Source organism: Shewanella colwelliana ATCC 39565, assembly GCF_000518705.1.
Lineage (GTDB): Bacteria > Pseudomonadota > Gammaproteobacteria > Enterobacterales > Shewanellaceae > Shewanella > Shewanella colwelliana.
The window spans coordinates 1-17883 of sequence record NZ_JAEC01000030.1 but is presented as its reverse complement, the minus strand read 5'-3'; the positions used below and the strand labels follow the sequence as shown (position 1 = coordinate 17883).

The window sequence follows — 17883 nt, the reverse complement described above, 5'->3', positions numbered from 1 at the left end:
ATGCGGCGGCTAGAAACGGTAACTGGCCGTCAAACATACCGCACGGCCAGTGCCTGAATAGTAACCACCGTAATAGACCGCACTTGCGTATTGCTCATCAAACAGATTATCTACCCGCAGGCTAGCCAACCATGCATCACGGGTATAATTAAGTGCTAGGTTAGCTAACAGATATGACTCAACTTTTGGATTGTAGTTTCCGTTATCACCACCTTCATAGCGCGAGCCAGTATACAGACCTTCGGCAAATAACTGCCAATGCTGAACAAAATCAACGCTCAGGTAACCGCGCCCTGTATGCTCTGCAACCCAAGGTAACACCTTACCGTCATTAGCGCCTTCGGTGTACTTAGCATCGATGTAGTGATACTCAAGGCCGACCTGTGTTGAGGTGGTGATCTGCCAGTCCCAATCGGCACTCGCCCCATAACGACGAGATGCATCGGCATTCATGTTAGCTCCACCTTCTGGTGACCACACATAGACAATCTCATCTTCAAGATCTAAGCGATAGGCACTAATGCGCAATGTCTGGCGACTCAGCGTCCAATCCCATCCCGCTTCATAGGAGCGACCTGTCTGTGGATTAAGTCCTTTAACCTCAGGTAAGGTATAAGCTTGTTCATCCACTTTGGCAAAGCGGAAATTATCATCCGCCCGCAGATAGAACCGCTGTGACTTGCTCGGACGATAGTTGATGCCTAACTCAAAGGCACTAGCACTGTTATCGAGTTTATCGCCTTCGGGATAAAGCACTACATCAGTGAGATCATCTTGCACATCACTATAACGCCCACCCACCACATAACTCAGGCTTTGCGTCAGTGGCACATCAGCCTGTACATAAGCACTGAGCAAACGCTGGGTGTTATTGCGCGTGATATAAGCAAGATCATAATCCGCTTTACCCTGGCTAAAATCAGCCCCTGCAACAAGGTTGATGTCACCATTTTCCGTGGAAAACGTTGCCACTGCCTTAGGGTTAAATTCTAATAATGATCGTGTTATCTTGCCCTCATTGCCCCAGCTAATAGAGTTCACATCGGTATCAGCGTAATTAAGATCCGCTGACAGTAACCATTGGCGATTAAGCTGATGTTGGTACCCCGCTCTTACGGCGCTGGTCATCTCATGTTGAATGTCATCAGGATAAAATAAGTTAGCTTGGCGCGGGTTATCGTCAAACTGCTCTTTGGTTAAGGCACCCGCTAACTCACGCTCATTATCATAATAGCTCGTCTCAACGAAGAAACGATCGCCACCATCTTGATACTGCAGGCGCCCTAAAATGGATGCGGTTTGATTGGCATTATGATCGCGGTAGTTGTCACCTTGGTTATAACTGGCTGCTGCATACAGTCGCCATTTGTCATTGATAGCGACAGAAACATCACCCTGACCTTCATAGGTGTCAAAACTCCCGGCAGACACTTGCACACTGCCACCTGTGCTATTAGGCGCCTTAGTGATAATATTAATCACGCCACCGACAGCCTGATCGCCATACAATACACCGGCACTGCCCGACAAAATCTCAACGCGTTCAATTTGATTAAGTGGAATCGAATTAATGCTAGGCGCCGCAATATCGATATTGTTCAGTCGGCGACCATCAATCAAAATCAAGGTGTTATTTGCCGCTTGATCGGCGCTAAAGCCCCGCATAGCAAACACAGCACCAGAGTTTGAATCAGAGAACTGAATCCCGCTTTGACCGCGCAATACATCTGTTAACGTCGTGGCACCACTCATCTCAATCGCAGCAGCATCAATAACATTAACATTGGCAGCAATATTCAGTGGGGTTGATTCATTTCGACCGATAACCGTGATGGTTTCATCAATCTCAATCGCATTGTGGAGGGTTTGTTCAGCCGCATGAAGTGGGGCTGATACCGATAAGATTGCACCGAGTAATACGGCGATTTTTGTAGGTTGTGTACCCATTTACCTTTAACTCCTAAAAGGAAAACGGGGCAAAAGGTCACGACAACATTAAGGCTATCAAAGCCTTGCACTGTCGCATTTCGAGATCTGCCCGCCGAAATCTCAAAATCATCTAATGGGCCGGTCTCCGGACTGAGGATAGGCATAGCGGCAAGAGCCTTATGCGACAAGATTGGATTTTTTTAACGCTTAAACTCAAGCGCACCCAACTTTCACCTTTCACCGTTGCGGGGGCAGTGCCAGATTTTCACAGGCTTCCCGATTATCCCAAATTAGGTCATTAACACCTAAGGGCACCACAAAAGATTGACTAGAATTTGTTGAACCTTACATCAGGGTTATTCAAGTTATTCAAACTTACATTAACATCAGCGCAAAGAACGCGGGCATTATAGACGTCTACACGTATAAATGTCTAACACCAATATACGGAGCAATAGATAGTTGCGAATATCAGTCAGCTCAATCTATAACACACAGGCTAACGTAGGGTCTTGATATCCGATACCATTTTTACTGGCGGCTCAATTGACAATGACAACTGGGTGGTCGGCGACAGTAACGCTTCACCGCGGGCCGACTGATGCAGTAAAAACAGGTCTTCACTGCCTGATATCACGGTATAGTGACCAATTTCACCCATACCGACTCCTTGACCACTCTTGCCTTTGTGGGTATGCGGCATTTTAGAGCAGGTCAGCATGGCGCTAAAACTCTCTTTGCCCTCAATTTGCGTCGCACCGAGCTTGTTGTACTGCATCTCCCCTTCGCAAACTTGTTGATAGTTGGCGGCGAAAGTATCTAAAAACTCTTCAGGTTCAATTCCATCAGCCATTCCCTTAAAGCCTTGAATGCAATAGAGCGATGACCAACTGGTTAGCATTTCTTGCTGAGGGACAAACTCGGCAGAAAACATGTTGCCACTCTGCTCGCTGTAGGCCAGCCGCCAATCAGTTGGAAAGTGCAAACCAAGTTGTTGCTTAAAGATAGTCAGTTGGTGAGCCGTTGAGGAGGCCGGTAGCGGTTCTGATGCATTGCTCATATTCGTCGTACATAATAAGGCACAACCCATACATGCTATGAATCCATGATATCGAAAAAAGTCCATTTCTACATATCCTTATGATGCGTTTGGTGACAACGACAAAACCGACTAAATCACTTTATTTAATTTGGTTGAAACCTGCTACTTCAACCAATCTGCAGCAGATAATACTACAAAGTCGGCGCTGAACATTTATCTATTTTTAAAAAATAATGTTCCAAACAGGTTGCATTATTAAATTACAAATGTAATCTTAAAGTTAAATTACAATTGTAATCATTAGATGGACAGCGGAATGAAAGAGATAAGTAATGCTGAACTTGCGGTGCTAAACGTTCTTTGGAAAACCTCGCCTATTGGGGCAACTGAGGTTATCGCTGAACTTGCTCATCGTCAGCAAATGCACGAGAAAACGGTCAAAACCTTACTTAACCGTCTTGTAAAGAAATCCGCCATTGGCTTTGAAAAACAAGGGCGTGCCTACCTTTACTATCCGCTTATTGCCCAAAGTGACTACCAACTTAAAGAGAGCCAGTCGTTTATCGAGCGCGTTTTTGCTGGCAAGGTGGCACCACTTGTTGCCGGATTTGCCAAAGAAAACAAGCTTAGTGCAGAAGATATTGCCGAGCTCAAGGCCCTAATCGACAATTGGGAAGAGGAGAAGTAGTCATGCTTAGTTATCTGCTAGAACTCGCGCTCCTTCCTAGCCTGCTTTGTGCCATTTTTTTACTTTCACACTCGGTGCTTCTCAACCGCATTGGTGCCCATAATACTTATGCAATGTGGATAGGGATCCCGCTACTCTTACTTGGCTCAGTGCTAGGCAAGCATATCCCACCATTGATCAGTGCAGAGCCCCTTGCGGTACTGCAACACTACAAGGTGATAGCAAGCGATGCTATCGGCCAAACCTCGACTCTACTCTCAAGCGAAATACTTGTAACGATATGGGGCTTAGGCTCAGCGGCATTAATATCACTGTTATTTTCTCAAGCGACTAGCCTAAGGCGTCTAGTGGCCAATAGCCATATCATCGCGTTACCAGACGTTGAGGCCAGCATCCGAGTTAAAACCCATATCGATATCCACTCACCTATGTTGGTGGGTCTAATTAATCCCGTTATTTTAGTACCACACAGTTTTAAACAGTTGCAGCCCGCTCAACAGCAAGCGATCGTCGATCATGAGCAGTTTCATCATCGCCGTTATGACATCTTAGCCAATCTGTTTGCTTACCTGCTGGTCACTTTGTTTTGGTTTAATCCGCTTAGCTGGCTAGCTTACCGACGCTTTCGCGATGACCAAGAACTGGCCTGTGATGCCCAAGTCACCCAAACCATGACAACCCCCGAAAAAATTGCTTATAGCCAAACGCTATTAGCTTACTCTCAGCAAGCTCAAATGGGCATGCTACACACACACTATGGAAATAAAACCACCCTCAAGGAGCGGATCATGCAAATGAAAAAGCAACATGGAAAAAGCACATTAGCCATACTCGGACTCACTATGGCGCTGGGTCTCTCAGGCGCACTCATTAACCAAACTGCCAACGCGGGTGATAAACACACGCTTGCACAGCAAAAAGATGGCGTTCATCCAGTAATGCGTATCGAACCCCGTTATCCAATTAAAGCAGCTCAAGATGGGGTTGAGGGCTATGTTCAGCTGCAATTTGATATCAGCAAAAAGGGAAAGGTGAGCAAGGTCTCTGTCATTAAGTCCTCACCCACAGGTGTGTTTGATGCAGAAGCCATAAAGGCGTTAGAACAGTGGACCTACAAACCATCGGCGAAAGGCATGCAAGACGCACAAGTGCAGCTAGATTTTATGCTAGCGCCACCCAAAGCAGAGATAGAGCGCGTAATGGTTACCGCAGAAAAATAGTAAACTAGAATAGTTTGCACCATATTGAAAAGGGGCCGCGATGCTCTTTTTCTGTTACTCGCATACCACGAGCTTCCCTTGCCAGCGCCACTTCCCTACAAGCTGCAACGCCCCGCAGAACGCTTGTCTCATCTGTGAAAAGATTCTCTTAATGTTTACTGCGTAAGAACCTATAATAAACAACCAGTAAGCAACACTGTTGCAACAGGCTGTGTCACATTAAGCCGCTTCATCAAATTTCAAACGGAATGACCTGTGTTTAAAAAATTGCTCAAGATGCAAAGCTCCACACAAATGATAGTCGCCATGTTCATCGGATTTGGGGTCGGGATATTTTTCGGTGAGTCCGTCGGTTGGCTAAGTGGCATTGGGACCAGCGTCATCCTGTTGATGCAGATGACCGTACTCCCCTATATTTTTGTCTCTTTGGTCGGTGGTATAGGCAAACTCAAACGCAGCACAGCTAGTCTTATTTTCAGCCGTGCCGGCGTTATCATGTTACTGCTGTGGCTACTTGCTTTAGTGCTGGTCGCCTTGATGCCACTGTCGTTTCCCTTTGTTGAAACCGCCTCATTTTTTAGTACCAGTATTATCGAACCTACCGCGCCAATTGATTACTTTAAGCTCTACATCCCCTCTAACCCATTCGAGTCGATGGCGTCTGGCTATGTGCCTGCCATGGTGGTGTTTAGTATTGCGATGGGGCTTGCCTTGATTGGTATGGAGGGGGAAAACAAACACCATATTGTCACTGTCATGCACACCTTTGGCGAGATTTTTTCCAAAATAACTCAAGCATTGGTCAAGGTACTGCCTATCGGTATCTTTGCGATGTCAGCCTCTGCGGCAGGCACCATGGGTGTCGATGAATTTGCCAGTATGCAGGTCTACCTCATCAGCTATTTTGCCCTATGTTTGTTACTGGCATTCTGGATTCTGCCTTGGATTATAGCCTCCTTCACGCCCGTGACGTTTGCCCAAGCACTCCGTATTTCAAAATCAAGTGTGGTCACCGCCTTTGCCACAGGCAACATTTTTATCGTGATCCCAGTAATCGTTGAAGAGTGTAAGCAGATAATGCGCGAACATGACAGCCTCAGCGATGACGCCGAAACTCTAATCGAAATTTTGGTCCCTATCGCGTTTACGTTCCCTAATATTGGCAAACTCACGGTGATCTTATTTGTGTTATTTGCTGGATGGTTTAATGGCACCCCCGTTGAGCTAAGCGCAATTCCCTCGCTGTCGGTCAGTGGTTTGCTGTCGTTATTTGGCAGTGTATATGTTGCAATTCCCTTTATGCTCGACCTAGTTCACCTCCCCCAAGACCTGTTCCAACTGTTTGTGATGTCAGGTTTTATCACAGGAAAGTTCAACTCTATTGCCGCCGTAATGAACCTGTTTGCCCTGACTCTGCTAACCGTGGCTTTATTTGAAAAACGCCTTAGCTTACGGCCACCTCAATTGATAAAAATGAGCCTTGGTGTGGCAGGTAGCGTTCTACTAACCATAGTCATCTGCCGTATTGGTATGGGATTATTTATCCATAGCCCTGAGATCACCAGCGGCGTTATTGCTAATATGCAAGTCGCAGACAAAGTGCCAACTCTAGTCAAAAAGCAGTTCCCTGTTGTCGGACAAACCCCTAGCAGCCCTATAGCAACGATTAAGATGATCCGCGAACGTGGCGTGCTTAAGGTCGGTTACATCCCAAGCAATGTGCCTTTTAGTTACTACAATAACGCTGGTCAACTCGTGGGGTTTGACAGTGCAATGGCCAGTAAGCTAGTAGAAGATTTAGGGGTCAAAGTGGAGTTTATTCCCTTCGATAAAGATCAATTATCTGCGGCGCTAAAAGCGGGCTTCTTTGATGTAGCAATGTCGGGGCTTGCCATGGACATAGCACAAATGGATAAGCTTTCTTATACCGAGCCAGTGCTCAAACTCAACCTAGCCATCGCCACCAAGGATCATAACGTCACCAGTTTTAAGAGTGCCCAGTCAATTATGGAGATGCAAAACACCACCATCGCCTATGTTGAGCACAGCGATATCATTAAGGAAGCAAAGGCTTTTTATCCCAATCTCAAGTTTGTCCAAATCGATGGCTATAAAAACTTCTTTAGGCAAAAAGGTGATAAATATGATGCGGTTGTGATCAGCGCAGAAGCGGGATCGGCCTGGAGTTTGTTCTTTCCCGGCTATGGCATCGCTATCTTAGAAAACAAAGTGCAATACCCCGTTGCCTATGCTGTGGCTCAAGATAATCAATCGCTACTTAATTACATCAATAACTGGCAAAAACTGCGCAAAGTCGATGGGCACCAAGACCGACTGTATGACTATTGGATGCTAGGAAAAGGCGCTAGCGAGGTCAAACCTCGCTGGTCTATCATTCGCGATGTACTGCATTGGGTTGAGTAAAGCCGTAACACGATTTAGTGTTATTGAGCGTCTTTCAATAACACTGAACTAACGATTCAACGCGGCGCCTAGCGGAGCAAAATAGTCAATTAAACGGCTAAAAATCTCAACACGATGCCCCTCACTCGGATAACCGCCAGCATGGGCCAACTTGGAGTCCAAGGTTTCATTAACCAAATAGGGGTTGCTTATATCGCTGTAAGACTCAATACAGGCCTCAAATGCACGTGCCATTAGCTCAGTAGGTTTAGAGAAGTATTGCCGTCCAAAGTGTCTGTCTAATGCAACGGCACGCGTCACAAACTCATGGCAATCCTCACCATCCGCGCTCAACAATGTTGTTGCAAATACCTGTGACAAACGCCTGTTTAACGGATGCTCAATAAGTTGACTGTCGCTTAACCAAGCACTGCTGGCAAACGCCGCGCCCCCTGGTTTAATATGAAAAGCTTTCGGGGCAATGTAATGGTCAAACGCATGCCAAAACTCATGCGCAAGCGCGCCCGCTCCCGCATTTTTCGCAAGTGCCAACTCCCGATGTGCGGGGATATAGTGGGCTTGTACCCCCTGCTGTCCCCCAGTGCCAAAGGCCAAATTTAAGGTTTGTCTCAACCCTAGAGCATGAGGGGGGCACTGTAAAATACAGGCAAGATCGGCCAGAGCATCGAAAATTAGATTGGCAGCTTTGTGTTTTTCCACCTCTTCGACCCAACCGCCAATGCGAATTTGATTGATGCCAAAAGTATGTTTGATATCGGCAAAGCTGACCTGTTCACCAAGGCGGTAGTCTGGTCCACTGCGTTTATAGTCTCGTCGTTTTAACACGTCACGCCCACCTCCTTATCCATACTCATCTGGGTAGCAAACACTTTGCGCAGCTAGCCCTTTATTAAACTTGTGGCATCAGTCGTTGTCACCGTTTTACGCATTATCCATGATTTTACCTTTTCGGTTCAATTGTCGTTCAGCTTTGCTGACGTATACTTGTCAGCAATTCGAAGCATAGATGGGAGCAACACAATGAGACTTTTTACCTTATGGACCGTTATCGTCATGATGAGCACCCTAGTTGTCGCGTTATCGGGAACCATTCATTGGCCGATGCTAGCCACTATTTTTGCAGCCATGAGTTTAGGGTTTTTAATCATGGTAAATATTGGCAAAATAGCCGATCAGCATTTTGTCGATTTTTGCTCTCCCCATTAATCGCCCCTAGCCCACAGAGCTCAACGAATCACAAGTATAAAAAAGCCGTCAAAAAGACGGCTTTTTATCATTTAATCGTTATCAATCACCCGTGTTTAGTTAGCGATTTTCAGCTCGGCTCTCTCATCAACAAGGTTCATATCAAAATCAAACTCATCGACACGAATCGCACGTTCACGCTTAAGGTTGTAGTCCAACAACTGCTTGTGCTCACCATTAGAGATAACCTTAGCTGCAAATGCATTATCAAGGGTTAGTGCGAACTTCACACCCGCCTTAAACTCGCGTGCTTTAAGGCCTTTCTTCACTTTTGCGAGTAATGGCAAACAAGCGATTTTAGCCAAATACGCTTGCTCATTAATATAGTTACCATCACCCGCTACCGGCTTAACTAAATGGGTTAACTGACGTTTAAACTCTGTATTGAGCTGCGCTTGGTGGGCAAGCTCTCTAACCAGATCATCATTCACCTTCTTCATCTTAGGTGAATAAGTCACAGTGATCAGTTTCATAAACTGACGAGTCGGTGCCGACGGGAAGTTGTCGAGAAAATCCAGCAAGGCTTTTTCTGCATTACACAAAGCCCAGCGGGTTGCATAGTGGAAATAAGGCGTCGCTTGGCTACGCTGCTCGGCAGAGACTTTTTGCTCATAGTAGCGAATCGATGCCATTGCGGCATACAGGTAACTCATCACGTCACCCAAACGGGCAGATAACATCTCTGCCTGCTTGAGCTTGCCACCCAAAACTAATAAAGAGAAATCAGCATAAACGGCCAGTTTAGAGGCTAGCTTATGCACTGACTTTTCGTAATCAACCACTTCTGATAGGGTCGACTTAGCGCCCGCAGTAAAAGGTAACAAGCCTAAACGGAAAGCACGCAAGCTGTTGCCAACGCTGTAACCCACGGTTTGTCTAAAGATACGATTAAAGGTCTTATCCGCATCTTTCTCATCGCTATGAATCGACTCCACCATATTTTGCAGGTACGGATGGCAACGCATCACACCTTGACCAAAAATCATTAAGTTACGGGTCAGAATGTTAGCCCCTTCAACCGTAATCGCAATAGGCTGTGCCACATAGCCAGAGGCTAAGGTGTTTTGTGGACCACGCTGAATCGCCTTGCCCGCTTGAATATCCATCGCAGAATTGAGTACATCACGTCCAATTTCTGTCATGTGATACTTGGCGATAGCCGTAACAACAGAAGGCTTTAATCCTAGGCCTAGCCCTTCGGTCGTTAACACGCGCATCGCTTCTTGCAGGTAGGTTTTACCCGCAATATCGGCTAACTTTTCTTGAATACCTTCAAATTTACCAATCGATAAACCAAACTGCTCACGCACGGCAGCATATTCAGCAGATGACTTAAAAGAGGCTTGGCTTACAGATACGCCTAACGCGGGCAGTGAGATACCGCGGCCCGCACCTAGACACGCAACCAACATCTGCCAACCGCGACCAATGTTTTTCTGACCACCAATGATAAAGTCCATCGGAATAAACACGTTTTCACCACGAGTCGTTCCGTTATAGAAACGGCATCCCATTGGATCATGGCGATTACCCAGTTGCACACCTGAATGAGCCTTAGGGATCAATGCACAGGTAATACCTAACTGCTCTTTACCGCCTAGCAAGCCTTGTGGGTCTTCTACTTTAAACGCTAAGCCCAATACCGACGCGATAGGCGCAAGCGTAATATAGCGCTTGTCCCATGTGACAGATAAACCAAGCACTTGTTCACCTTGGTACTCTCCCATGGTCACAGTGCCGATATCTGGAATACCGCCCGCATCTGAACCCGCTTCAGGGCTAGTTAGTGCAAAGCAAGGGATCTCTAAACCGTTAGCCAGACGTGGCAGCCAGAAGTCACGCTGCTCATCAGTACCGTAATGCATTAACAGTTCGCCAGGGCCTAATGAGTTAGGCACCATCACAGTCACGGCCACAGCAGAACTTTTAGCAGCAATCGTGGCAACAATCGTTGAATTAGCATACGGGCTAAATTCTAGGCCGCCGTATGATTTAGGGATAATCAACGAAAAGAATTTATTCTCTTTTAAGAAAGTCAGAATATTCTCTGGCAGGTGCAGCGCATTTTGCAGCTCAAAATCATCAACCATTTCAATCAAGGTTTGTACAGGACCATCAAGGAAGGCTTGCTCTTCTGCAGATAAGGTCGCCCCCGGCACTGCACGCAATGCATCAAAGTCAGGAATACCTTGGTAAATGGAACCTTCTAGCCAAACATCACCGGCATCGAGTGCTTCTTGTTCTGTGGTAGAAATACTCGGTAGTACTTTTTTAAATGTTGTTCTAATACTCATCTTTCAGACTCATCCGACCAGGAAACTTATGTGCATTACGTCACAAAAAATGAATTAGATCAAACATTCTAAGCATAAAAAAACGCGTTATTTTACAGTTACAAACCAATTTCAAAATTATCTATATGCTTTTCATAAAGTTACACGTGTACGCTCAAATAAAAAATTTAAACAAGCGTTTCATATTATTGTTTGAAAAAAGGCGTTATCTCATTTTTCTAGCGAAGAAATGTGGCCTGCAAAATGACAAATATTGAGTATTGGCACTATTTCATTATTGGAAAAATGCGTTTCTATATTTGCTAAATTAGCACTACTTATTATGTGGATATACGCTTAAATTATCAGCACGAATATACCCTGCAAAATGGGATGATTTCTCCCTTATGAGTGGGCACCAAGACCCAAAGGACCCGATCATAAGATCCCATGCAGCTAGCTAATAAGAGAACGCTACATGAAGATTGCATTGTTCATCCCTTGCCTAGTTAATCAAATGATGCCTCACGTCGGCATCGCTACTGTTGAGCTACTCGAAAAGCTTGGTCACCAAGTCATTTTGCCAAAAGGACAAACTTGCTGTGGTCAGCCAATGACTAACTCAGGTTGTTTTGATGAAGCTAAAAAAACTACTCTGAAACTACTCAACGCATTTAAAGGTGTTGAGTGTGATGCCATCGTCTGTCCAGCGGCCTCATGCCTAGTTGCTGCCAAAGAAAATTTCCATGAGTTTGATGCAAGCCCTGAAGCTCAGGCGGTTATCGATAAGCTGTATGAACTGACCGAATTTCTCCATGATGTGGCGCCAATTGCTGCATTCAACAAACCGTTTAATCACAAAATCAGCCTACAACTAAGCTGCCATGGCATTCGTATGCTCGACCTAGCCACACCGAGCGAGCAGATGGGACCGCGTACCAACAAAGTGGAAGCCGTACTTAAAGCTATCCCGAGTATTGAAATCGTCTACCCAGGTCGTTACGACGAGTGCTGTGGATTCGGTGGCACCTTTGCCGTCGATGAAGGTGCGGTGTCAGCCAAAATGGGCAAAGACAAGGCTCAAGCACATGCGGAAACCGGCGCAAAATATGCGGTGGGCTTTGATCCCTCATGCTTGCTTCACTTAGACGGCATGATGAGACGCCAGAAGCTGCCGATCGAAACCTTACACATTGCCCAAGTCATCAACGCTGCACTCTAGGAGAAACATATGTCTACGAATCATTCATCAGCCATAGGCTCAGCAGTGCATGCAAAAAAAGCAGAAATATTTTGCCGCGACGAAGCACGCGTAGATTGGCATTCCAAAGCACTTTGGATGCTACGTGAAAAGCGTGATCGCGCCGCAGCGAGCCTACCAGAATGGGAACAACTGCGTCAGTTAGGTTCAGAGCTAAAACTGCATACCCTGACTAATTTAGGCCACTATCTAGAAGAGTTTGAAAAGAACTGCCTCGACAATGGCATTTTGGTGCATTGGGCTAAAGATGGCGTTGAGCATAACCAGATCGTCCACAAAATCTTAGCGGCTAAACAAGTGAAAAAGCTGGTTAAGTCAAAATCGATGTTGACCGAAGAGTGTCACCTCAACCCATACCTTGAGAGCCAAGGTATTGAGGTGATCGATACCGATTTAGGCGAACGCATTATCCAGCTCGCTGGCATGCCGCCATCGCACATTGTAGTGCCCGCTATCCACATGAAGAAAGAGGAAGTGGGCGACCTATTCCATGAGCAACTCGGCACAGAAAAAGGCGCGTCCGATCCGCTCTACCTGACCCGCGCCGCCCGCGCTCACCTGCGCGAGCAGTTCCTCTCTGCAGATGCTGCTATGACAGGTGTGAATATGGCCATTGCCAACAAAGGCGCAGTGGTGGTGTGTACCAACGAAGGTAATGCAGATATGGGGGCTAACTTACCTAAACTGCAACTGCACTCCATGGGGATAGACAAAATTGTCCCTGACTTAGACAGTGCCGCGGTATTATTGAGAACCTTAGCACGTAACGCTACTGGCCAGCCAATCACCACCTATAGCTCGTTCTATCGTGGTCCTCAGACCGATGGTGAAATGCACATTATCATCGTTGATAATGGTCGTACCGAGATGCTGCAAGACAAGATTTTAGCCGAATCACTCAAGTGTATCCGCTGCGGTGGGTGTCTCAATACCTGCCCAGTCTATCGACGTTCGGGTGGTTACAGCTACAACTACACCATCCCAGGCCCTATCGGTATTGCTGTCGGTGCACAAAATGATGACACCAATTCAATTCCATGGGCCTGTACACTCTGCGGCAGCTGTTCATACGTTTGCCCAACTAAAGTCCCGCTGGATAAGATCATCCATCACCACCGTCGTCTCAAGGCACAAGCCGGTAAACTGCCGTATGGCAAACGCAGTTACATGCCACTTGTGGGTAACTTCATGGCCAGCGAAACCATGCTCAACTGCTCCATGAGTGTCGCGCGCACAGCACTAAGAGTATTACCAGGTTCGATACTTAAGCCTTTCTCTGGAGCGTGGGGCAAATACCGCGAGTTACCAGTAGCCCCCAGCTCCAGTTTCGAAACTTGGTTCAACAAAAATAGAGGTAAATAAGATGTCGAGTAAACAATCTATCTTAAACGCGCTTAAAAAAGTGGCTGTTGAACCCCAGGCGCTTCCCACATTTGATGTTGCTCCGCGCATTGATGATGTCATTGCTCAGTTTGAAACTAATCTAAATACGGTTGCTGGCACATTGCACAAAACCGGAGGCGTCGAGGCTCTGCAAGCCCATATTGATGAGTTAACTGCTCAGGGCAAACAAGTGATCTCGACAACCGATGGCATAAAGGGTAATCGTGCAGTCCCCGGTACTGCTCATCAACTGCGCGATATCGATTACGCAGTCATTCCTGGTGATTTAGCCGTAGCTGAAAATGGCGCGATATGGGTTAACAATAAAAATTTGGGCCATCGGGTCACGCCTTTTATCTGTGAGAACCTATTTTTAGTGATTAAGGCTGACACTGTGGTAGCTAACCTCCATGAGGCAATTAATCAAATCGGTTTGGAACAAGGGGAGTTTGGTGTATTCATCGCAGGCCCTTCAAAAACCGCCGACATTGAGCAGGCCCTAGTCGTGGGTGCTCATGGTGCTTGTAGCTTAAACGTTTACTTAATCTAGTCCGGTCAAATTCAACCCTTTTAGCAGCCTCTATCTGCCTGATGCCACCGTCTATGCGGTGGCTTTTTTTTGCTAGTCGTCCAATAAACCCGATGCGTATTCACACATAAAATCAATAAACAGTTTCACCTTCAAGGGTTGTTGACTGCGTTGATGGTAGAGCAGAGAGATCCTGCGTTGCTCTCCGTGCCATTGAGGCAAAACTTTGACCAGTTGGCCTGTAGCTAGTTGTGGCCGAGCAAACAGTTCTGGCCCATACAAAATACCGCCATCATCCACTGTCGCCTTAATCGCGCCATACAGATCGCCCAGTGTCAGCTTAGCTGGCCCCTCGTAATAGAAACTCTCGCCGCTAGTATGCTTCATTGACCAATTAAACAGTGGCCAAACCTTAATCAGCGCGTGCTGATTAAGCTGATCTGGGTGAGACAAATCGCCCGCTGCGCCTAAATAGCCAGGCGATGCAAACAGGCCATAATGGAGTACACCCAGTGATTTTGACACCCAAGATGAGTCGGGTTGAGCGCCGCCAACAATTGCGACATCGACACCTTCGTCAATCAGATCTATGGTGCTATTGTTTTGCGTTATATGTATTTGAATGTCTGGGTATTTCTTAGAGAAAGCGTTAATCACCTCCATGAAAATCATCGAAATAATGGACACGGGAGCCGCAATTCTTAACGTTCCCTCAGGCTTTTCAATGCGCGTATCACAGCAGCTATCAAAATGCGCCACCGCATCCTGATAACGACCAAACAACTCACTGCCTTCCTCGGTTAGCCGCAGCTTCCGCGTACTACGCATGATGAGCTGGGTATCTAAAATCCCCTCAAGCTTAGTCAATTTGCGACTCACGGTTGCAATAGGGATCCCTAGCTCTTTAGCAACTTGAGAAAAACCACCAGTATTTACAAGATGAACAAACAGATGGATAAGCTCCAGTTCAGTGCCTAGACCACGCGCCATTTAAGCTAACCCCATACCAGTGATAAAAAAGAGAGTGAAATTATAGCAAAGCCGTCCGTCTCAAACAGGTCCACCTCACCATTAAGCCTGCGCTCAATCAATAAATCGCTAATTAACTTATGTAGTCCATAGACAAGGCTAACTTTTCACTATCGGCATAACAGGCCCAGCGACCATTATTGCCAGTAACGACACAGTCTCCCCAACAGTTATTAGCAATGGTAATAATCACAACCAACCTTACCCCCTTAATTTAGCAATGGTTAACGCGCGAGTTTTTTAGCTAAAACTGGACATGGTTAAATTTACATCGCAATATAAATGTGACGCAGATCACATCAGATTATAAGAAAGGAAGAAGGCAAATAATGAATAAAATAATCCCTACGGCGACCCTACTACTCTCATCAATACTTTCCAGTGCAGCTTACGCCCACTTCACCACCGTCGAATGTAACGACTGCTCTGTGGCAGCCGCGCATCAGCAAGCAACTCAAACCATCGTTGAGCAAGATAAAGATGTTATCTATGTTGTTGACTTTGTGAACAATAGCGTTAATAAGTTCCAGCAAAATGGCGATACAGTCATGGCAACAGCCATGACACTGTCAGAAAAGATTCGCATCAATAATCACTATGAACATAAACGCGCATATCTGCGGTCAGCCAACTAAAAGAGAAGGGTCTTCGCGATGAAGACCCTTTGCGATTAAACATAGCTTGTTGCCTGCTCAGCTGAACACAAAGTAATAGAGGTAGCCCGCACCGATAGCCATACCTAGTATTACCGTTAAAAAGGCCACTATCATCTGGTGCTTAAATATCGATTTCAATAAGATCACTTCGGTTAGGCTCGCGCCAGCACTGCCAATAATCAAGGCCATCACAGCACCTAAGCCCATCCCTTTGGCTGCAAGTGCAGCGCTTAATGGAATGACAGCTTCAGCTCGAATATAAAGAGGAATACCTATGACTGCAGCAATTGGGACAGCAAAAGGATTACTATCACTCGCCACTCGGGCAATAAATTCCGTTGGCATAAAGCCATAGATTATTGAACCTAGCGCGATGCCCACCAGTAAATAAGGCAACACCTTTTTAAAGTCTTGCCAAGTTGATAACCAAATTTTCATCCATTTATTCGGTTTGGCTTTCCTGCCACCACACTGGCTGCCACATCTTGATGACTGAGTTGTCATATAAGCGTCAGCTTTTACATAACGCTCAAAACCGAACTTATCCAGCAAATATCCGGCCAACACAGACACCCCCATCGCAACAGCAAAGTAAAACAGCGTCACTTTTAGACCAAAGGTTACCGCAAAAAGCCCGATAATAACCGGATTAAGTAGCGGGCTGGCAAACAGAAATACCATCATAGTGCCAAAACCCGCTTTTGCTCTAAGCAAGCCTTTTAAGAAGGGGATCGTCGAGCAGGAACAAAATGGCGTTATCGCCCCTAAGAACCCCGCAATCAAGTAGCCACGCCCCTTTTTCGAGCTTAGTATCTGCTCTATTTTGCTCGGTGGAATATAATACTGCAACACGCCTACCAGATAGCTAATGGCCAAAAATAACAACGTGAGCTCCACAGCTAAAAATAGGAACATGTTTAACGTGTCCTGTAACATCTCGGCAGTTATGTCCATCTTTCACCCTTAAAACTATATTTCCAGAATATTCGAAATATAAATCTAGCAACTATTCATGTCAACATATTTCTGTTATTCTCGAAATATAGAAATTAAGCACTAAAATGCAAAGGCAGTCATGGAACTTGAATTCGCAGCAAAAGCATTAAAAGAACTGGGCCACCCAACACGCTTGATGATATTTAAGCATTTAGTTAAACATCGCTATCAAGGATTACCTGTTGGAGAGATACAAGAAGCGTTATCCATTCCTGGCTCAACCCTGTCACACCATATCTCCAGCCTTGTCGCTGCGGGCTTAGTCACGCAGCGGCGCGATGGACGAACGCTCTTTTGCGTGCCGCAATTTGAAACACTTCAAGGTGTGATCGATTTTCTTCAAGATGAGTGCTGTACCCAATAGCCAAATGTTCTCTTTCTGCCCTATCAACTAAAATCCGATTGGGCGAGAGCCAAGTGGCACAGTATAATGACCGCATTAAGGTCCAACATATTAGCCAAGAGGCATTATCAGATGGCAAGAACCGCAGCAGCGCTTCATATCCTCGTCAAGCATAAAGAGCAGGCAGAAGAGATCATTAAGCAACTTAATAAAGGGGCTAAATTCGACCTACTTGCTAAGAAACATTCGACCTGCCCGTCAGGCAAGAAAGGTGGTAGCTTAGGCGAGTTCAAAAAAGGGCAAATGGTACCGCCCTTCGATAAGGTCTGTTTTAGTGGTGAGCTAATCACGCCGCATCTGGTTAAAACCAAGTTCGGCTGGCACGTGGTTAAAGTGTTGTACCGAACATAAATCAACCAGCCCAATTGCTGACAATGGTTACGTGACGTGAATGGATTCACAAATGCCACGATGACATGGACGTCAAAGAGCGGCCATGCCATCAACGCCCGCAGCCGCATCTGTACCGAGTTATCACGCTCTTCGATTTGGCCTTTCGGGATAAATCGGCCAATTAAAAGTTAAATCGTTTGTGGACAAAAATAAGCTGGCCTTCGAATGAAGGTGTTGGCATTTTTTTGTGGTTTAACATTTGGCAGTCTTGGAATTGGGATTTGTGTTTAAAGTCGAATCTTCATTGTAGTTAAAAGCCTGCGGCTCGCTTAAGTGCAGATACTGCTTCGGGACGCTATACGTCATCCCTGACCGCTTAACGAAAACATCCATGTTTTCGATACCCTCAGCCGCATCTACACAGGGTTATTTTATCTCTCCGATTTAGCCTTTCGGGTATCAATCTAACAAT

At 46.0% G+C, this 17883-nt stretch carries 17 protein-coding genes and 1 riboswitch; of the genes, 10 read left to right on the top strand and 7 right to left on the bottom strand.

Annotated elements, in window-relative coordinates:
* Positions 1 to 9 precede the first annotated feature (9 nt).
* Positions 10 to 1947 carry a TonB-dependent receptor gene (locus L876_RS0112970; RefSeq protein WP_028764205.1) on the bottom strand — a complete coding sequence of 646 codons (1938 nt, stop codon included), beginning with the start codon at positions 1945 to 1947 and terminating at the stop codon, positions 10 to 12.
* A 99-nt stretch (positions 1948 to 2046) separates the two neighbouring features.
* A riboswitch (cobalamin riboswitch) is annotated at positions 2047 to 2263 on the bottom strand.
* 165 nt (positions 2264 to 2428) lie between these two features.
* Positions 2429 to 2989, bottom strand: a complete 561-nt coding sequence (locus L876_RS21730; protein ID WP_156029425.1) for a hypothetical protein — start codon at positions 2987 to 2989, stop codon at positions 2429 to 2431.
* Between the two features lie 298 nt (positions 2990 to 3287).
* On the opposite strand from L876_RS21730, the gene L876_RS0112960 reads away from it, so the two are divergent.
* The 3 genes from L876_RS0112960 to L876_RS0112950 all read left to right on the top strand — a co-directional run bounded on the left by L876_RS0112960 (position 3288) and on the right by L876_RS0112950 (position 7303).
* Complete coding sequence (locus tag L876_RS0112960; protein WP_028764204.1) at positions 3288 to 3659, top strand: BlaI/MecI/CopY family transcriptional regulator; 372 nt, start codon at positions 3288 to 3290, stop codon at positions 3657 to 3659.
* 2 nt (positions 3660 to 3661) lie between these two features.
* The gene (locus L876_RS0112955) at positions 3662 to 4879 is read left to right on the top strand and encodes a M56 family metallopeptidase (protein ID WP_028764203.1); all 1218 of its coding nucleotides are present in this window, start codon (positions 3662 to 3664) and stop codon (positions 4877 to 4879) included.
* Positions 4880 to 5134: 255 nt separating this feature from the next.
* The gene (locus L876_RS0112950) at positions 5135 to 7303 is read left to right on the top strand and encodes a cation:dicarboxylate symporter family transporter (RefSeq protein ID WP_028764202.1); all 2169 of its coding nucleotides are present in this window, start codon (positions 5135 to 5137) and stop codon (positions 7301 to 7303) included.
* Between the two features lie 48 nt (positions 7304 to 7351).
* On the opposite strand, the gene L876_RS0112945 is transcribed toward L876_RS0112950, so the two are convergent.
* Positions 7352 to 8128: a CLCA_X family protein gene (locus tag L876_RS0112945; protein WP_028764201.1), complete on the bottom strand. Its 777-nt coding sequence runs from the start codon at positions 8126 to 8128 to the stop codon at positions 7352 to 7354.
* A gap of 195 nt (positions 8129 to 8323) precedes the next feature.
* Between L876_RS0112945 and L876_RS0112940 the strand changes: the two genes are divergently transcribed.
* Positions 8324 to 8509: a hypothetical protein gene (locus L876_RS0112940; RefSeq protein WP_028764200.1), complete on the top strand. Its 186-nt coding sequence runs from the start codon at positions 8324 to 8326 to the stop codon at positions 8507 to 8509.
* A gap of 95 nt (positions 8510 to 8604) precedes the next feature.
* Here the strand turns inward: L876_RS0112940 and L876_RS0112935 are convergent, their stop codons facing one another.
* Entirely contained in the window at positions 8605 to 10842 is a 2238-nt protein-coding gene (locus tag L876_RS0112935; protein WP_028764199.1) for an acyl-CoA dehydrogenase, read from the bottom strand.
* Between the two features lie 457 nt (positions 10843 to 11299).
* Between L876_RS0112935 and L876_RS0112930 the strand changes: the two genes are divergently transcribed.
* Genes L876_RS0112930 through L876_RS0112920 form a run of 3 tightly spaced genes read left to right on the top strand, consistent with a single transcriptional unit; the run spans position 11300 to position 14015 of the window.
* The gene (locus tag L876_RS0112930; protein WP_028764198.1) at positions 11300 to 12043 is read left to right on the top strand and encodes a (Fe-S)-binding protein; all 744 of its coding nucleotides are present in this window, start codon (positions 11300 to 11302) and stop codon (positions 12041 to 12043) included.
* 9 nt (positions 12044 to 12052) lie between these two features.
* Complete coding sequence (locus L876_RS0112925) at positions 12053 to 13444, top strand: lactate utilization protein B (protein ID WP_028764197.1); 1392 nt, start codon at positions 12053 to 12055, stop codon at positions 13442 to 13444.
* A 1-nt stretch (position 13445) separates the two neighbouring features.
* Positions 13446 to 14015, top strand: coding sequence for a LutC/YkgG family protein (locus L876_RS0112920; protein WP_028764196.1), 570 nt, complete (start codon positions 13446 to 13448; stop codon positions 14013 to 14015).
* A gap of 72 nt (positions 14016 to 14087) precedes the next feature.
* Here the strand turns inward: L876_RS0112920 and L876_RS0112915 are convergent, their stop codons facing one another.
* Together L876_RS0112915 and L876_RS23185 are read right to left on the bottom strand one after the other, a co-directional pair.
* Complete coding sequence (locus tag L876_RS0112915) at positions 14088 to 14984, bottom strand: LysR family transcriptional regulator (RefSeq protein WP_028764195.1); 897 nt, start codon at positions 14982 to 14984, stop codon at positions 14088 to 14090.
* 112 nt (positions 14985 to 15096) lie between these two features.
* The gene (locus tag L876_RS23185) at positions 15097 to 15222 is read right to left on the bottom strand and encodes a hypothetical protein (RefSeq protein ID WP_259655950.1); all 126 of its coding nucleotides are present in this window, start codon (positions 15220 to 15222) and stop codon (positions 15097 to 15099) included.
* 130 nt (positions 15223 to 15352) lie between these two features.
* Here L876_RS23185 and L876_RS0112905 point away from each other — a divergent pair, with 130 nt between their 5' ends.
* Positions 15353 to 15658: a hypothetical protein gene (locus L876_RS0112905; protein ID WP_028764194.1), complete on the top strand. Its 306-nt coding sequence runs from the start codon at positions 15353 to 15355 to the stop codon at positions 15656 to 15658.
* A gap of 57 nt (positions 15659 to 15715) precedes the next feature.
* Here L876_RS0112905 and L876_RS0112900 read toward each other — a convergent pair whose 3' ends face one another.
* Complete coding sequence (locus L876_RS0112900) at positions 15716 to 16633, bottom strand: permease (protein ID WP_028764193.1); 918 nt, start codon at positions 16631 to 16633, stop codon at positions 15716 to 15718.
* A gap of 121 nt (positions 16634 to 16754) precedes the next feature.
* On the opposite strand from L876_RS0112900, the gene L876_RS0112895 reads away from it, so the two are divergent.
* Positions 16755 to 17039: an ArsR/SmtB family transcription factor gene (locus L876_RS0112895; protein WP_028764192.1), complete on the top strand. Its 285-nt coding sequence runs from the start codon at positions 16755 to 16757 to the stop codon at positions 17037 to 17039.
* Positions 17040 to 17150: 111 nt separating this feature from the next.
* Positions 17151 to 17429 (top strand): peptidylprolyl isomerase PpiC, encoded by a 279-nt coding sequence (ppiC, locus tag L876_RS0112890; protein WP_028764191.1) that lies wholly within the window; start codon positions 17151 to 17153, stop codon positions 17427 to 17429.
* Positions 17430 to 17883 lie beyond the last annotated feature (454 nt).